This window comes from Streptomyces sp. NPDC090127, from assembly GCF_044746945.1.
In the GTDB taxonomy this organism is placed as follows: Bacteria; Actinomycetota; Actinomycetes; order Streptomycetales; family Streptomycetaceae; genus Streptomyces.
In genome coordinates this window covers 379,007-395,064 of the sequence record NZ_JBIVDE010000002.1, presented here as the reverse complement: position 1 = coordinate 395,064, position 16,058 = coordinate 379,007, and the positions used below count along the sequence as shown (strand labels likewise).

Sequence of the window (16,058 nt, the reverse complement as noted above, 5' to 3'; positions counted from 1 at the left end):
CTGGTCTGGACCTGCATCGTGGAGGAGTGAACCGCTTATGTCGTGTTCCGGTCAAGAGTGGAGCCGGCCGGTCACCACCAGGTCGCCGTCCGCGGTCCGCCGGGCGAGGTGACCGGTGCGGAAGTAGCCGTCGGCGGTGAACGCGCGGGCGTTCCGCTCGGGCGCCCGGTAGTAGCCGCGCAGCGTGTACGGGCCGCGGGCGAGCAGCTCGCCGGCCTCTCCGTCGGGCACGTTCCTCCCGTCGGCGTCGACGATCCGGATCTGGTCGTCGGGCGAGAGCGGGCGGCCCTGCGTGGCGAGCGCGGACGCGTCCGGGGCGGCGGGCCCGGTGAGCGTGAACACTCCCTCGGCCATGCCGAAGACCTGCTGGAGACGGCAGCCGAACGCGGCGCCGATCCGCTCGGCGACGGCGCGCTGCGGGGACACGTCGTGCGGGGACACGTCGTGCGGGGGCGGGCCGCCGAGCTGGACGAGGCGCAGGCTGCTCACGTCGGCCTGGACGGTGGGGAGCGCGTCCAGCCAGAGCCGGGCGACGTCGGGCACGAGCGAGGTGACGGTGACCCGCTCCCGCTCGACTGCCGGAAGGCACCCGGCGGGATCCGGGCTCTCGGCCAGCACCACGGTGCCGCCGACGGACAGGGTGCCGACGATTCCGGGGCCGCCGAGCGCGAAGGGCGACGCGCCGGGCAGCGCGGCGAGATAGACGTCGTCCTCCGTGAGCGCCACCGACTCGGCGGCGGCCCGCGCCTGATAGGCGACGTCGTCGTGGGTGCGCGGAACGAGCCGGGGCTCGGCGGCGTCGCCGTCGGCGAGCAGGAAGAACGCCACCTGGTCGGCGCTCTGCGCGAGCGCGGGCTCGGGCGCGGCGTCGATGGACCCCAGCGGGCTGTACTGGCAGCCCGACGGGTCGGTCGACAGCCCGCCGTACGGGGAGGAGGCACCCGGCGCCTCCAGGGTGAACACCCGCCGGAGGAAGGGCCATCGAGCCGCCACGTCGGCGGCGAGGGCCGTGTGGTCGAACGCTTCGTGGGCCGAGGAGGCGACGTAACCCACGGCCTGCGTGACCCGCACGAGCTCGGCCACACCGGACGCGGGGTGCGCGAGCGGGCAGAACACCGCGACCGCGCCCGCGCGCATCAACGCGAACGCGGTGACGACGAACTCGGGCACGTTCGGCAGCTGGACGACCACGCGTTGCCCCGGCCGCAGGCCGCGCAGCCGGAAGCCGGCGGCCATGCGGTCCACCCGCCGGTTCAGGGCCGCGTACGTCAGACGGGTCTCACCGTGGACGAGCGCGGTCCGGGGCCCGTACTGCAGGGCCCAGCCGCGCATGAGGTTGTCGAGCGTGTTGCCGCGCCAGTGCCCGACCGCCCAATAGCGGTCGACGAATTCCTCGGGCCAGGGCGTGCAGCCGTCGAGCATGGATGCCATTCGCTTCTTTCCGTGCCTGCCTCGGTCCGCACCGGAGTTCCGTGCGGCTTCCGTCGTCCCGGCCATCCAAACGGGGCAGCCGGTGGCGGGCAAGGCGCGGTCCCGACCAGGGCGGCCGATCTCCCTCGGTGGAAGATCCAACGCGCGCCGCTGACCAGGACGGACGGCCGGGCCCATGCTCGGCACGGGTGTGGCCCGGGGCTGCTCCGAGGTGTGTGGCCCGGGGCCGCTCGGCGGTGTGTGGCCCGGGGGCCGCCGGGGCCACCGGCACGTGTGCCGTGGCCCCGGCGGAAGGGACGTTCCGGTCACACCGCCGACGCGGTCTCCTTCACCGACCGAGGAGCCGAGGTGTCCGCCTCGGGGGTGCCGAGCCGGCGCAGGCGCAGGGTGCAGAAGATGCCGACGGCGGAGATGGCCATGAGCAGGGCGGCGGCGGGCCAGTAGTGTCCGCCCGCCAGCGCGGTGAGCGAGACCGCGGCCAGCGGGGCGAAGCCGCCGAAGATCATGTTGCAGATCTGGTAGGAGAGCGAGATGCCGGTGTAGCGCACCCGCGGCTCGAACCCCTCGGCGAGGATCGCCGCGATCGGACCGTACAGCGCGGACATCACGAGTCGCATCGCCAGCATGCTGAGGTAGATCAGGACCACGCTGCCGGTCCCGAGCGCCAGGAACTGGGGGACGGACAGGACGATGACGCCCACCAGGCCCGCGACCACGACCTTGTGCGCTCCGATGCGGTCGCCGAGCCAGGACAGGCCGGGGGTGACGACGAGTTCCAGGAAGGCCGCCAGGGAGAGGCCGTTGAGGAGCATCGACTCGGAGAGCTCCAGTTCCCCCGTCCCGTAGGCGAGGAGGTAGCTGGTCACCACGTAGTAGCCGCCGGTCGCGGTGGCGAGCGCGAAGACGCCGACGAGGACGGTGCGCCAGGAGGTCTGGAGGACCTCGACGAGCGGGAGCTTGGTGTCGGCGGTGTTCTGCGCCCGGATCTCCTCCATGACCGGGGCCTCCTCCAGCTTGAGCCGGATCACGAGACCGATGACGACGAGGACGGCGGAGGCGAGGAACGGCACGCGCCACCCCCAGCTGTCGAAGGCCTCGTCGCCGAAGAGGTTCATCAGGGAGAAGGCGCCGGTCGACAGCAGGGCGCCGACCGAGGAGCCGAGTTGGGCGAAGGAGCCGAAGAACGTGGCCCTGCCCTTCGGCGCGTTCTCCACGGCGACGAGGACCGCGCCGCCCCACTCGCCGCCGATCGCGATGCCCTGGACGAGCCGGAGCACGATGAGCAGGATCGGGGCGAGGACACCGACCTGGGCGTACGTCGGGAGCAGCCCGATCGCGAAGGAGGCGACGCCCATCATCAGCAGGGTGATGACGAGGGTCTTCTTGCGGCCGACCCGGTCACCGATGTGCCCGAAGACGATGCCGCCGAGGGGACGCAGCAGGAAGCCGACGGCGAACGTGCCGAAGGCGGACAGGGTCCGCAGCGCCGGGGGCATGTCGGCGGGGAAGAAGACGTCGTCGAAGACGATCGCGGCGGCGGTGGCGAACGCGTAGAAGTCGTACCACTCGATGGACGTGCCGACGAGCGCGGCGAGCGCGGCTCTCATCGGGTTCTGCGGGGGTGCCGCTGGGGACTGGGACACGAGGGCCTCCGGCAGGAGCGGGGTGCGGGGACGGGGGGCGGGGACGGCGGGTGAGACGGGGTGCGGGGGCGGTGGACGGGGGGCAGGCAGGGGGGACGGGGACGCGGGGGCGGAGCTGCGGGAGTGCGGGAGGGAAGGGGTTCCGGGAGTACGGGGACGGGGGCGCTGGGACCCGGCGAGGAGGACGGCGTACGGCGGTACGCCCCGCGTACGGCGGGGGCGGGGCGGCGCGAAGGGGTGGGGCAGCCGCCCCGAACCAGCAGTCGTCAGCGGCCCGGCGCGGCCCAGGCGCGTTCGCCGCCGATCCAGGTCTCGCGGACACCGATCGAGGCGAGCGCGGCCGGGTCGGCGAGGAGCGGATCGGCGTCGAGGACGACGAAGTCGGCGAGCATCCCGGGCGCCAGGGCCCCCACGGCGTGCTCGCGGTGCAGGGCGGCGGCCGCGGCGCCGGTGTGGGCGTGCAGGCCGTCGGCGACCGACAGGCGCAGCGACGCGTCGCCGAGGACCGTGCCGAGGACGGTACGGCGGGTCGCCGCCGCGGAGACCGCCTCCAGCGGGGCGGGCGGGGCGACGGGCGCGTCGGAGCTGAAGACGACCGGGACGCCTGCGGGCAGGCAGCGGCCGGCCGGGTTGTAGCGGTGCCCGAGGTCGCCGACCGCCGTGAGCGTGCCGTCGCCGGTACGGAGGTGGTGCTGCGGCTGCATGACGGGGACGACGCCGAGCTCGCCCATGCGCGCGATCTGCTCGTCGGTCGGCAGGCCGCAGTGCTCGATGCGGTGGCGCATGTCGGCGCGCGGGACGTCCGCCTGGGCCTTCTCGATCGCGTCGAGGACCATGCCGATCGCGAACGGGGACTGCGCGTGGGTGGCGGTCTGGAGGCCGGCCCGGTGCGCCTTCGCGACGATCTCCGCGTACTCCTCGGTCGAGTGGTAGAGCTGCCCGTGGTGGCAGCAGTCGGCGGCGTACCCCTCGGGGAAGTACGCGGTCCAGCCGCCGAGGGTGCCGTCGGCGTAGAACTTCACGCCCTGGACGCGGAACAGGTCGTCCCCGAAGCCCCGCACCGCGCCGAGGTCGAGGGCGGTGTCGAGCAGGGCGGAGGTGAGGTACGCGGAGACCCGCATACGCAGCGAGCCGTCGGCGCGGGCGCGCAGATAGGTCTCCATCTCCCGGCGCGAGGCCTGGGCGTCGCCGACCGTCGTCACACCGGCGGCGAGGAAGGTCTCCTGCGCCCGCATCAGATGGTCGGCCATGATGGCGTCGGGCTCGGCGAGGTGGAAGTTCGGGCCGTGGTTGCCGATCTTCACCCCGCCCGGACCGGTGAGCATGTCGCAGGCGGCGTCCCAGAGCTGACCGTCCGGCTCCCCGGAGGCGAACCTCCCGATGGAGCCGCCCTCGGGGTCCGGGGTGCCGGCCGTGATGGAGCACGTGCGCAGGGTGTGGGAGTTGACGACACCGCCGTGGCCGGAGGCGTTCATGACGTACACCTCGCGGTCGGTGGCGATCCGGTCGAGGTCGTGACAGGTGGGGTGGCGGCGCTCGGCCAGTCGGCGGTGTTCGTAGCCGAAACCCCGGACGGGCACGCCGGCGGGCAACTCGCGGGCGGCCTCGCTCAGAACGGCGACGAGGGTGTCGATGTCCGGGACGCGCTCGGGGCGGCAGTCGACCCAGGCGAGCGCCTGGCCGTACATCACGGGGTGGCAGTGGGCGTCCACGAACCCCGGGTGGACCAGGCCGCCGTCGAGCTCCAGGTTCAGATCGGCGTCGCCGCCGAGCGCGGCGCGGGCGTCGGCGGCCGTGCCGACGTGGACGACACGGTCGCCGCGGACGGCGAGGGCCTCGGCCCGTACGTCGGTGCCCGGCACGGCGACGGCCGCACCGGTGACGAGGAGGGTGCGCTCGGCACGGGTCCGGGGGAGGAGGTGGTGCATGAGGGAAGCCTGCTTTCGGCCAAGGTTGCCAGAACGGCTGAATCGTTCGTCAGGACGATAGAGAACGAACGACGCGTTGGCCAGGGATGAGCGAAAGAATTCTGTTCGTAAGTGGAATCCCGTTCTGCCTACGGATCGTCTGCGGCGAGGGTGTCGTGGCGGACCGTACCGCTACGGGGTGGGGGTGGGCGCCCGGAGGTCGTACCACGGGGCGGGGCGCCGAGGTCGTACCGCTACGGGGTGGGGGTGCCGAGGTCGTACCGCTCCTTGACGAGTTCCAGGTGGACCCAGCTCTCCACCCCGCGGACGCCCGGCAGGGCGCGTGCCGCGTCGAGCGTCGCCCGTGCCGACCCGAGCGACTCGGCGGTGACGGTGCCGACCAGCTCGGCCCGGCCGACGCAGGCGGAGAGGAAGGAGACCTGGTCCCAGGCCGCCAGCGCCCGGGCGACGGGCTCGCGCGCGCCCTCGACCCGGACGGCGAACCCGCAGAGGTAGCCGAGCCCCAGCACCTCGGGGCGGATCAGCGCGAGGACCTTGACCACGCCGCCCTCCAGGAGCCGGAGCGTGCGGGCGCGGGTGGCGCCGGGGGAGAGGCCGACGCGCTCGGCGAGGTCGGCGAACGGCAGCCGGCCGTCCTGTTCGAGGGCGTCGAGGATGCGCAGGTCGGTGTCGTCGAGGTCCGAGACGGTCGGATCGTCCGCCATCAGGTAGGGGTCCTTGAGGTGGCGGGTGCTGATCAGCGGCTCGACCGCGGCGACGTTCGGCACCGACCGCACCGCCTCGATCGTCCGGTCGAGCGCGTCGAAGCCGGGGGTGCGCAGCTCGGCCATGATGGCGCGCTGACCTGCCGTGAGCGTGACGAAGGGGGCCTGCGGCATCGCGGCGATCGCGCGCGCCACGGGCTCCGCCGCGCCGTGTACGTCGATCGACAGGTGCGCGGAGGCGGTCAGCCCGCGCACCGCGGGATGGACGACGGCGACGACCCGTACGGTCCCCGGCTCCAGGAGGCGCTGCACCCGGGCGCGGGTCGCGGGCCGGGACAGCCCGACCCGCTGGGCGAGCGCCTCGTAGGTGAGGCGTCCGTCGGTCTGCAGCTCGCGCACGACCGCCAGGTCGATCCGGTCCAGGTCCACAGGGCGTTCTCCTCTGCTCGGGGCTCGGGGCTCGGGGCTCGGGGCTCGGGCTCGGGGGCTCGGGCTCGGAGGTCATTCTCGGCTACGGGTCACGGGGGCGGCATCGATCGTGACCTGCGTCACGAGTATGCGGTATCGGTAGCCCTGGACAACTGAAACGGCAGAAACGTAGGTTGTTGGCGATCCAAGCGAACGAATCGTCTACCTGTAGGGGAGGGGAGTCCGGTGAGCCGTCCCGTAGCCGTTTTCACCGACACCGAAGACCTGGATCCGCGGCCGGGGGTCCGGCTGCTCGCGGACGCCGGATTCGAGGTGCGCGTCGCCGGAACCCGGGACCCGGACGTCATCGCCGAGACCGCCCGGGACGCCGACGCGCTGATCGTCGGCTATGCCCCGGTCGACGCGGCCCTGCTCGACCGGCTGCCCCGGGTACGGATCCTGGCCACGATGTCCGCCGGGTACGACATGGTCGACACCGAGGAGGCCCGCCGCAGGGGCCTGTGGGTGACGAACCTGCCCGACGCCGCGACCGAGGACGTGGCCGTCCACGCGCTCGCCTCCGCGCTCTCGCTGCTGCGGCGCCTCCCGCAGGCCGACGCCGTCGTCCGCTCCGGCGGCTGGAACGCGGAGTTCGCCGCGCAGCGTCACGGGCCACGCCGCGCGAGCGAACAGACGCTGGGCCTCGTCGGGCTCGGCCGGATCGCCCGCACCTTCGCGGCGCTGGCCGCCCCCGTCTTCGGCCGCGTCGCCGCCTACGACCCGCACGCCGGCTCCGCCCACTGGCCGGCCGGGGTCGAGCGGTACGAGGACCTCGGCGCCCTCGCCGCCGCCTCCGACGTCCTCTCCCTGCACGTCCCGCTGACCCCCGGCACGCACCGCCTCGTCGACGCGGCGCTCCTGGGGCGGATGCGCCCCGGCGGCTTCCTCGTGAACGTCGCACGAGGTGAACTCGTCGACGCCGAGGCGCTGGTGGCGGCCCTCGACTCCGGGCACCTGGCCGGTGCGGCCCTCGACGTCTTCCCGGTGGAACCGCCCCCGGCCGACGACCCGCTGCGCGGTCACCCCCGAGTCCAGCTGTCCCCGCACAGCGCCTATCTGACCGACACCTCGCGCCGCGCCTACGTGTGTCGCCCCGCCGAGAACATCGTCGCCTGGCACCGCACCGGGCGCCCCCTCACGCCCGTCGTCGACCCCACCACCGCAGGAGCCCCCGCATGACCGTCGCCGCACCGCTGCCGTCGCCCAGCACCGTCCCGGCGGCGGAGGAGGAGGCGAGGCTGCGCCGCGAACTCGCCGCCGTGTACCGGCTCGTCGCGCACTTCCGGATGACCGACCTGATCTTCACCCACATCTCGCTGCGCCTGCCCGGCCCCGACCACCACTTCCTGATCAACCCCTACGGGCTCCTCTTCGAGGAGATCACCGCCTCGAACCTGGTGAAGATCGACCTCGACGGGAACCCGGTCGAGCCGACGCCGTACCCCGTCAACCCGGCCGGGTTCGTGATCCACAGCGCCATCCACGCGGCCCGCCCCGACGCCCACTGCGTGCTCCACACCCACACCAGGGCGGGCTGCGCCGTCGCCGCTCAGCGGGGCGGACTGCTCCCGCTGAACCAGATGTCGATGGAGTTCTACGACCGCGTCGGCTACCACGACTACGAGGGCGTCGCGCTCAACCTCGACGAACAGCGCCGTCTGGTCGCCGACATCGGCGGCCACCCGGCCCTGATCCTGCGCAACCACGGCCTCCTGACGGTCGGTGAGAGCGCCGCCCAGGCGTTCCTGCGCATGTACTACCTGGAGCGGGCCTGCGAGATCCAGGTCACGGCGCAGGCGGGCGGCGGACCCCTGGTCGTCCCGCCGGCCGAGATCTGCGCGTACACGGCCCGGCAACTGGCCGGCGAGGCCTCGGCGGACTTCCAGGACGACGCGGCGTACGACCTCGCCTGGGCGGCGATGCTGCGCCTGCTCGACCGCACCTGCCCGGACTACAAGGACTGACGGGGCGACGCGTCCCTTCGTGCGGGGAGCTGCGAGGGCCGCGCGGGCCGCTGCACGGCGAGCAGGGCCATGTCGTCGGTGGCCGCCCCCTCGGCGTGGCGCCGCACGTCGGCCACGAGCGCGCTGAGCAGCCGCTCGGGCGAGGAGAAGCTGCGGCCGCGCAGCCGCTCGGCCGGCTCGTACATGGCTCCGGCGGCGTCACGGGCCTCCGAGAGGCCGTCCGTGTAGAGCAGCAGCGTGGCCTCGGGCGGGAACGGCCAGACGTCGGCGGTGGCCGACCCGCCGTCGGCGTCCCCGAGTCCGAGCGGAAGGGCGAACTCCCGGGGTGTGAGCCCGGTGACGCCCCCGTCGGCCAGGAGCAGCGGCTCCGGATGCCCGTGGTTGACCACGCGCACCACCTCGTGACCCGCCGGTATCTCCACGAGGACGCAGGTGGCGAAGGACTCCAGGTCGTCGATGCCGCTGCGGCGCGCGCCCTCCCGGGCCAGGGCGCGCTCCAGGCTCTCCATCACGGCGGGGAGCTCCCGCTCCCGGTCCACCGCCTCCCAGAAGGCGCCCAGGAGCACCGAGACGGTCTCGATCGCGCCCAGCCCCTTGCCCCGGACGTCGCCCACCAGCAGCCGCACGCCGTGGGGCGTCAGGCGCGCGGCGTAGAGGTCCCCGCCGATCAGCGTGTCCTCCTGCGCGGCCTCGTAACGGGCTCCCAGGCGCAGTCCGTCGACGCGGCTCGGCGGCGTGGGCAGGACGGCCCGCTGGGCCGCCTCGGCCACGCCCCGGGCGGTGGCGAGCCGCTCGCGGCTACGCCGGACGACCCGGTTGAGGAGAACGGCGATCGCCGTGGCGAAAGCGACCGTCGCGACCTCCGTGAACAGGGCGTGGGTGGCGTTGGCGCGGCCCGACACGCCCATCGACGTCTGGAGCAGCACGACGGCCACGACACCCGCGCCACCGAAGAGCGCCGTCGTCCACCAGGCGAAGAGCGGCGCCGCGATGAGGGGCGACGAGACGAAGAGCGGTGTGCCGGTCAGCTCCCTCGGGGTGGCGAGATGGAACGCGATCCCGAGGACCAGCAGGAGCGCGGGAAGCGCGCGTACGAGCCACCATGCGGCGCCGTCAGGCGCGTCGCCCGAGGAGCGGATGGAGTCGCCTCCGGGTCTCTGGTCCACAGGCCCTCCTGACGGGGAGGATTCCCGTCCCAGTATGCGGGCGCCGAGGCACCCCTGCGAGAAGGGACCTGCCTCCCGTCCCGCGGACACCGGGCCCGACGGAAACCGACCCCGCCCACCGACAGTGATCCTTTCCTTGACAAAAAAATTTGTCGGCTGCATCCTGGAGGGGTGCTGGACGTCGCTGTGATCGAAGAACCCGCCGCGGCCGAGGCTTCCTTGGACCCGACACGGTCCCGGATCCTCGCCGCCCTGGCCGAGCCCGGCTCGGCCACCATGCTGGCCGCCCGCCTCGGGCTGCCCCGGCAGAAGGTCAACTACCACCTGAAGGAACTGGAGCGGCACGGTCTGGTCGAGCTGGCCGAGGAGCGGCGCAGGGGCAATGTGACGGAGCGGATCTTCCGTGCCGTCGCGGCGTCCTACGTGATCTCCCCGACCGCCCTGGCCGCGGTCAGTCCCGACCCCTCCCGGTCCCCGGACCAGCTCTCCGCGCGCTGGCTGCTGGCCCTCGGGGCCCGGCTGGTGCAGGAGGTCGGCTCGCTGCTGACCGGTGCCTCCCGGGCGGGACAGCGGATCGCCACCTTCGGGATCGACGCCGAGGTGCGCTTCGCCTCCGCGGCCGACCGCACGGCGTTCGCCGACGAACTGGCCCACGCCGTCTCGGCCCTCGTCGGCCGCTACCACGACGAGTTCGCCCCCGGAGGCCGTACGCACCGCGTGGTCGCCGGGCTGCACCAGATCCCCGCCGCACCCTCCGCCGCCCCCACGAGCGGGGCCGGCACGGAAGCCCGACAGGAGCAACCACGATGACGCACCCCTTCGAGATCGAGCTGGAGGCGACGCTGCCGGCGACCCCGGAGCAGGTCTGGCAGGCGATCGCCACCGGACCGGGCATCGACTCCTGGTTCATGGGCCGCAACGAGGTGGAGCCGCGCGAGGGCGGCACGGCGGCCATGGAGACCGGCGGTCACCGGGAGGAGTCGGTCGTCACGGCCCACGAGCCCGGCAAGCGCTTCGCCCTGCGCACACCGGAGGCCGAGGACGGCCGGTTCATGGCCTTCGAGTACCTCATCGAGGGGCGCGACGGCGGCAGTACGGTGCTCCGCGTCGTCCACAGCGGGCTGCTCGGTGACGACTGGCAGGACGAGTACGACGCGCTGCGCCGCGGCTGGCCGTTCCACCTGCACACGCTCGGCGAGTACCTGGCCCACTTCCCGGGCCGTACCGCGGTTCCGGTCTTCGCCCTGGCACCGTCGGGCGACCGGCCGGCGCGGGAGGTCCGGCAGGTCCTGGCCCGCGCGCTGTCGCTGGAGACCCCGGTGGCCGTCGGCGCGCGGGCGCACGCCGAGCCGGCCGAACTGTCGCCGCTGGACGGCGAGGTGACCTGGTCGGACGACGAGCGCTTCGAGATCCGCGGGGCCGACGGGATCTACACCTTCCACCACGGCCGCGGCGTCGTGGTGATGTTCCACCACCTCTTCGCCGCGGAGGCGGACGGTGCGGACGGCGCGGAAGCCGGGTGGCAGCGCTGGCTGACCGGCCTCGTCGCCTGAACCACCGGCCTCCGCCCACGGCTAGCCACCGCGCGAACCCCACGCCCACGGCTCGCCGCCCCCGACCACGACGCCCGACCCGCGCCGCCGCGCGGCCACCACGCACACCCCCCCCGCACACCCCCCCCGCACACCACGACACCAAGGGACATCTCATGCGTACGCTGATCAGCACGGCCTTCATCTCGCTCGACGGCGTCGTGGAGGCCCCGGGCGGCGAGCCCGGTTACCGCAACTCCGGCTGGACCTTCAAGCACACCGAGTTCGTCCCCGAGGCCTTCGAGATCAAGGGCCGCGAGCAGGGCGAGGTCGGCGCGATGCTGCTGGGCCGGGTCAGCTACGAGGCGTTCAGCCCGGTGTGGCCGGCCATGGAGGACTTCGCCGGCTACAAGGAGATGCCGAAGTACGTCGTCTCCACCACCCTCACCGACGACCAGCTGGTCTCCGACTGGGGCGACACCACGATCCTGCGCTCCCTCGACGACGTGGCCGAGCTCAAGAAGACCGAGGGCAGCCCGATCATCGTCCACGGCAGTGCCTCGCTGAATCAGGCCCTGTCGGACGCGGGCCTGATCGACCGTTACCACCTGCTCGTCTTCCCGCTTCTGCTCGGCGCCGGCAAGCGCCTGTTCAGCACCACCGACAAGGACGCCCAGAAGCTGAAGCTCGTCGAGCACGAGGTCTACAGCAACGGACTGCAGAAGCAGATCCTCGACGTCGTCCACTGACCTCCCGCCCCCGGACCTGCCCTCCGGCCCGCACGAGCGCGCCCGTCCATGCGACGACCCGCACGGGTGACACCCGTGCGGGTCGAGCGGCCGGCGGGCGGGCGGGCCGGGGGCCCCGGCCGATACTCCCGCCATGACTTCCCCCGTCACACCTCGCGGTCGCGCCGTGCCCTCGTCGCCGCGCTCACCGCACTCCAGGGCCCCTCCGCCACGGACGGCCACGGGGCCCATCCGATCGCCCAGCGCGTCGCCGCCGCACTCGCCCCCGGACACCCCAGCCCCGACGTCGGCTGACCCGCACGTCCCGTTACCGGCGTTCTCCCGGCCAAGATCGCCCCAAACGGCCGAGAAGAGGTGCATGCTGGGCACCAACAGCGGTCGCATCCCTGTCTGGAGGCCGAAAAAGTGAACGGCGGCAACGGGAGACGGCGCCTGACGCGCCGCGCCTCGGCCGGAAACGGCGCCGGGGCGCGCCGCTCGGCCCGGGCCCGCGGACGGCTCGGACGTGGCGCCGACGAGGTCCCTCTCGACCGGATCACCACGCGTGCCCGGCTCGCCTGGCTGAACTCGGCGGGCTCCAGGATCGGCACCACCCTGGACCTGGAGCGCACAGCCCAGGAGCTCGCCGAGTTCACCGTGCCCGGCTTCGCCGACGGGGCCGCCGTCGACATCCTGGAGAGCGTCCTGCGGGGCGACGAGGGCACCCGGTGGACGGGGACGGGCATCCCGCTCATGCGAGCGACCGCCCTGAGCGCCGTCGAGAGGCTGTCCTCCCTGGAACCCACCCCGGTGGGCGAGACCTTCGTCCGCAGCGAGGAGGCCCACGAGACGCTGCTCCACCGGTACTGCCTGCGCCAGGGCAAGGCCGTGCTCGTGAGCCGGATGGGGGAGGCCGACTACACCAGGGTCGCCCCGACGGAGAGCGCCGCCGCGAAGATGCGCGCCGCCGGCGTGCACAGCTACCTGGCCGTGCCGCTGATCGCCCGCGGGCTGCTGCTCGGCAGCGCCGACTTCGTCCGCGGTCCCGGCACCCCGCCGTTCTCCGCCACGGACCTCGCCCTCGCCGAGCAACTGGCCTCGCAGGCCGCGGTCTACATCGACAACGCCCGGCTGTACGGGCGCGAGCGCGAGCACGTCGTCTCCCTGCAGCGCAGCCTCCTGCCCCGGGCGACGCCGGTGACACCCGGACTGCGGGTCCACGCCGAGTACGCCCCCTCGACGGCCCACCGCGGCGTCGGCGGCGACTGGTACGACGTCATGGCGCTGCCCGGCGGACGGACCGCCCTCATGGTGGGCGACGTCATGGGCCACGGGCTGCCCGCCGCGGCCACCATGGGCCGCCTGCGGGCGGTCGCCCGCACCCTGATGACCCTGGACATGGCCCCCGAGCGCGTCCTGGCCCGGCTCGACCTGGCCACCCGCGACCTGGAGGACGAGCAGGTCGCCACCTTCCTCTGCGCGGTCTTCGACCCGGCCGACTCCACCTACACCCTGGCGAGCGCCGGGCACCTGCCACCGCTCCTGCTCGACCGAGGCGGCGGCGCCACGTTCGTCGACGTACCGATCGGTGCGCCGCTCGGCGCGGGGGTGATCCCGTACGACCCGGTCCGGCTGGAGGTCCCCGAGGGCGGCCGCCTGGTCATGTACACCGACGGACTCATCAAGTCCCGGCGTGCGGACCTGGACCACCAGCTGGCGCTCCTGTGCGCGGCGGCGCGTGGCCTGAGCCCCGAGGCGCTCGAACACGGCGGCCTGACGGAGGCCGCCCCCGCCGACGCCCCCCGCTTCGACGAGGCCGCGCTCCTCGTCGCGACGACCGACCCGGCCACCCCCGGCACCCCGGCCGAACTGCGTGAATGGCTCCTGCCGCAGGAAGGCCGAGCCGCCTCCGTCGCTCGGAAACTGGTCACCGACCAGCTGGCCGCGTGGGACCTGACGGACCTCGCCGACGTCTGCGAACTGGTCGTCTCCGAACTGGTGGGCAACGCCCTGCGCTACGGCAACGGCCCCGGCCGCCTCCGGCTCCTGCGCGGCGAACGTCTCGTCGTGGAGGTGTCGGACACCGGCCCCGACCTGCCCCAGATCCAGCACGCGGACCTCAGCGACGAAGGCGGCCGGGGCCTCCAGCTCATCAACATGCTCTGCCGCAGATGGGGTTCCTGCCGCACGGTGACCGGCAAGGTGGTCTGGGCGGAACAGAACCTGCCCACCTGAGCACGACCGAGGCCCCTCCCCCCTGGGACGGGGGAGAGGGGCCTCGTCGCGGGCCGGAGCGGCTACAGCTCCTTCACCCGGATGTTGCGGTACGAGATGACGTCCGTCGTGCCGTGGACCTGGAGGCCGATGTAGCCCGACGCGTAGCGCCGCCCGTCGGTGCCCGGGTCGTCGGCACGCGGCGGCTGGAAGAGCTGCCCTCCGGTGTTGTCGAACTCGTTGATCAGCTTCCCGTTGCGGAAGACCGAGTAGTGCTGGCCCTCCACCCGGATCTCGTAGTCGTTCCAGGTGCCCTTCGGGGTCACCCCGGCGCCGGCGAGGCCGACGCGGTCGAAGCCGTAGACGGAGCCCGTCTTGTACATGTCGCCGTCGGGCCGGTCGAGGACCTGGATCTCATGGCCGTACTTGATGGCGACCCACTCCGGACGCGTCTCCTCCGGGTTGTCGTGGACGTACGGGAAGCGTACGAAGACACCACCGTTGGCGTTGCCCGCGCCCGGGGCGTCGTCGCGCCACTGGAGCTTGAGCGAGAAGTCGCCGTACTGCCGTTGCGGGAACCACAGCATGCCCATGCCCGGCACCGTGGTGCTGCTGGTCATGGCCCCGTCCGCGCCCAGCGCGAACTTCCCGCCGCCGACGTGCTGCCACTTCGCGAAGGACGCGGCCGTGCCGTCGAACAGGTCGCGGTACCCCTCGGTCTGACCCGGCCTGCCGATGCCCGACTGCTTGGCGGCGCGGTAGATCGCGCGGTGCTCACGGGTGTCGATGACCCCGTCGGCGAGCAGCCGGTCGACCACCGTGTCGACGTGCTTGAGGAACAGCGCGTGCGAGGACCAGTCCTTCTCGTCCTCGATGAGCTCGTTGACGGTGCAGCGGCTGTTCGTCATCCGGTTCGGCACGCCGGTGTCGACGGTCCCGACGATGACGGTCGCCCGCTCGTCGAACTCGGGGCAGTCGGGCGCGGGCACCCCGCCGCCCTCGGCGACGGTGAAGGACGTGCTCCGGGCGGTGGAGGTGTTCCCCGCCTTGTCCGTCGCCCGGTACAGCACCGTGTGATGGCCGACGCGGTCGACGATCACGGGGGTGGTGTACGCGAGGTACGGGCCGGCGTCGAGCGAGTACTCGATCCGGTCCACGCCCGAGTCCGCGTCCGTCGCCGAGAGCGTGACCGTGGCGCTGGTGATGTACGCGCCGTCGGAGTTGCGCGTGCCCGCGACCGCGGCGGCGGCCTCCGGGGCGGTCGTGTCCGGATCCGGCTGCGTCACCACCGTGAAGGCGACGGACTTCTCGGCGGCGGCGTTCCCGGCCTTGTCGCTCGCCCGGTAGCGGACGGTGTGGGCACCGGCCTGGTGGACCATCACGGGAGCGGTGTACGGCTGCCAGGCACCGTCGCCGATCGCGTACTCGATGGTGTTGACGCCCGAGCCGGTGTCGGAGGCGGTCACCGTCACCGTGGCCATGTCGAGATAGCGGCCCTGGTCGTCCTGCTCGCCCGTCACGGTCGCCGAGGTCTCCGGCGCCGTCGTGTCGTCGGTGGGCGGCGCGACGACCGTGAACGAGGCGGTCTTCTCGGCGGCGGTGTTGCCCGCCTTGTCGCTCGCCCGGTAGCGGACCGTGTGCGCCCCGACCTGGTCGACGACGACCGGGACGGTGTACGGCTGCCAGGGGCCGTCGGGGCCGACCGCGTACTCGACCTTGTCGACGCCCGACCCGGCGTCCGTCGCGCCGAGCGTGACCGTCGCCTGGCCGACGTACGCGCCGTCGGCGTTGCGGTCACCCTCCACCTTCGCGGTCGTCTCCGGCGCGGTGGTGTCCTCGCTGCCTCCTTCGGTGACCGTGAGGATGCCCTGCATCTGACCGTGGCCCGGGATCGTGCACTTGAAGAGGTACCGGCCCGGGGTCAGCGTCACCGCGGCCGTGTGCCGGCCGCCGTTCGCGTCGCTCGGATTGGCCAGGATGTTGAGCGGGACGTCGTTGTTGTACTCGGGGTCGGAGACGTCGAAGGTCAGGGTGTGCGGCATGCCGGTCGTGTTGCCGCTCGCCGTGCTGTTCTCGAAGACGATGGTCGTCGGACCGGCGACCGCCGTGGTGGGGAACTCCAGATAGCGGTCGATCGGATCGCCCGCCTTCCAGGTCAGCACCTGGGCCGCGGCCGCCCGCCGCCCGTCCCCGTCCGGACGTCCGTCCTCGGTCCTGCCGTAGGCCGTGGCCGACGTCAGGCCCACGACCATCGCCACGGCGGCCACCAGGGCCGCCCAC

13 protein-coding genes are annotated in these 16,058 nt (G+C 73.3%); 7 read left to right on the top strand and 6 right to left on the bottom strand.

Going from position 1 to position 16,058, the window contains the following annotated elements; genetic code table 11:
- Window positions 1-51: 51 nt before the first annotated feature.
- From ACIPPS_RS07500 to ACIPPS_RS07485, 4 genes are all read right to left on the bottom strand, one after another.
- Window positions 52-1,431 carry an AMP-binding protein gene (locus ACIPPS_RS07500; protein ID WP_401428036.1) on the bottom strand — a complete coding sequence of 460 codons (1,380 nt, stop codon included), beginning with the start codon at window positions 1,429-1,431 and terminating at the stop codon, window positions 52-54.
- Window positions 1,432-1,736: 305 nt separating this feature from the next.
- Entirely contained in the window at window positions 1,737-3,074 is a 1,338-nt protein-coding gene (locus tag ACIPPS_RS07495; protein ID WP_401428034.1) for an MFS transporter, read from the bottom strand.
- Window positions 3,075-3,340: 266 nt separating this feature from the next.
- Window positions 3,341-5,002 carry an amidohydrolase gene (locus tag ACIPPS_RS07490; RefSeq protein WP_401428032.1) on the bottom strand — a complete coding sequence of 554 codons (1,662 nt, stop codon included), beginning with the start codon at window positions 5,000-5,002 and terminating at the stop codon, window positions 3,341-3,343.
- A gap of 233 nt (window positions 5,003-5,235) precedes the next feature.
- Window positions 5,236-6,135, bottom strand: a complete 900-nt coding sequence (locus tag ACIPPS_RS07485) for an Lrp/AsnC family transcriptional regulator (RefSeq protein WP_401428030.1) — start codon at window positions 6,133-6,135, stop codon at window positions 5,236-5,238.
- 225 nt (window positions 6,136-6,360) lie between these two features.
- Between ACIPPS_RS07485 and ACIPPS_RS07480 the strand changes: the two genes are divergently transcribed.
- On the top strand, window positions 6,361-7,353 hold the full coding sequence (locus tag ACIPPS_RS07480) for a C-terminal binding protein (protein ID WP_401428027.1): 993 nt from the start codon (window positions 6,361-6,363) through the stop codon (window positions 7,351-7,353).
- Window positions 7,350-8,138, top strand: coding sequence for a class II aldolase/adducin family protein (locus tag ACIPPS_RS07475; RefSeq protein ID WP_401428025.1), 789 nt, complete (start codon window positions 7,350-7,352; stop codon window positions 8,136-8,138). Before ACIPPS_RS07480 ends, ACIPPS_RS07475 begins: the two co-directional genes overlap by 4 nt.
- On the opposite strand, the gene ACIPPS_RS07470 is transcribed toward ACIPPS_RS07475, so the two are convergent.
- A complete protein-coding gene (locus tag ACIPPS_RS07470; protein WP_401428023.1) occupies window positions 8,126-9,304 on the bottom strand; it encodes a PP2C family protein-serine/threonine phosphatase in 1,179 nt (392 codons plus the stop codon). The genes ACIPPS_RS07475 and ACIPPS_RS07470 overlap by 13 nt on opposite strands.
- Before the next feature lie 171 nt (window positions 9,305-9,475).
- On the opposite strand from ACIPPS_RS07470, the gene ACIPPS_RS07465 reads away from it, so the two are divergent.
- From ACIPPS_RS07465 to ACIPPS_RS07445, 5 genes are all read left to right on the top strand, one after another.
- Window positions 9,476-10,114 carry an ArsR/SmtB family transcription factor gene (locus tag ACIPPS_RS07465; protein ID WP_401428022.1) on the top strand — a complete coding sequence of 213 codons (639 nt, stop codon included), beginning with the start codon at window positions 9,476-9,478 and terminating at the stop codon, window positions 10,112-10,114.
- A complete protein-coding gene (locus ACIPPS_RS07460) occupies window positions 10,111-10,857 on the top strand; it encodes an SRPBCC domain-containing protein (RefSeq protein WP_401428020.1) in 747 nt (248 codons plus the stop codon). The genes ACIPPS_RS07465 and ACIPPS_RS07460 overlap by 4 nt, the downstream gene beginning before the upstream one ends.
- Window positions 10,858-11,012: 155 nt before the next feature.
- Window positions 11,013-11,585: a dihydrofolate reductase family protein gene (locus ACIPPS_RS07455; protein ID WP_401428018.1), complete on the top strand. Its 573-nt coding sequence runs from the start codon at window positions 11,013-11,015 to the stop codon at window positions 11,583-11,585.
- A 48-nt stretch (window positions 11,586-11,633) separates the two neighbouring features.
- On the top strand, window positions 11,634-11,879 hold the full coding sequence (locus ACIPPS_RS07450; RefSeq protein WP_401428016.1) for a hypothetical protein: 246 nt from the start codon (window positions 11,634-11,636) through the stop codon (window positions 11,877-11,879).
- Window positions 11,880-11,990: 111 nt separating this feature from the next.
- Window positions 11,991-13,799: a SpoIIE family protein phosphatase gene (locus tag ACIPPS_RS07445; RefSeq protein WP_401428014.1), complete on the top strand. Its 1,809-nt coding sequence runs from the start codon at window positions 11,991-11,993 to the stop codon at window positions 13,797-13,799.
- 62 nt (window positions 13,800-13,861) lie between these two features.
- On the opposite strand, the gene ACIPPS_RS07440 is transcribed toward ACIPPS_RS07445, so the two are convergent.
- A complete protein-coding gene (locus ACIPPS_RS07440; RefSeq protein ID WP_401429514.1) occupies window positions 13,862-16,030 on the bottom strand; it encodes an OmpL47-type beta-barrel domain-containing protein in 2,169 nt (722 codons plus the stop codon).
- Window positions 16,031-16,058 lie beyond the last annotated feature (28 nt).

Bases quoted from the DNA above. Each gene is read 5' to 3' on its own strand.
- ACIPPS_RS07500 (WP_401428036.1), bottom strand. From the start codon at position 1,431: ATGGCATCCATGCTCGACGGCTGCACGCCCTGGCCCGAGGAATTCGTC.
- ACIPPS_RS07490 (WP_401428032.1), bottom strand. From the start codon at position 5,002: ATGCACCACCTCCTCCCCCGGACCCGTGCCGAGCGCACCCTCCTCGTC.
- ACIPPS_RS07475 (WP_401428025.1), top strand. From the start codon at position 7,350: ATGACCGTCGCCGCACCGCTGCCGTCGCCCAGCACCGTCCCGGCGGCG.
- ACIPPS_RS07460 (WP_401428020.1), top strand. From the start codon at position 10,111: ATGACGCACCCCTTCGAGATCGAGCTGGAGGCGACGCTGCCGGCGACC.
- ACIPPS_RS07455 (WP_401428018.1), top strand. From the start codon at position 11,013: ATGCGTACGCTGATCAGCACGGCCTTCATCTCGCTCGACGGCGTCGTG.
- ACIPPS_RS07450 (WP_401428016.1), top strand. From the start codon at position 11,634: ATGCGACGACCCGCACGGGTGACACCCGTGCGGGTCGAGCGGCCGGCG.
- ACIPPS_RS07440 (WP_401429514.1), bottom strand. From the start codon at position 16,030: ATGGTCGTGGGCCTGACGTCGGCCACGGCCTACGGCAGGACCGAGGAC.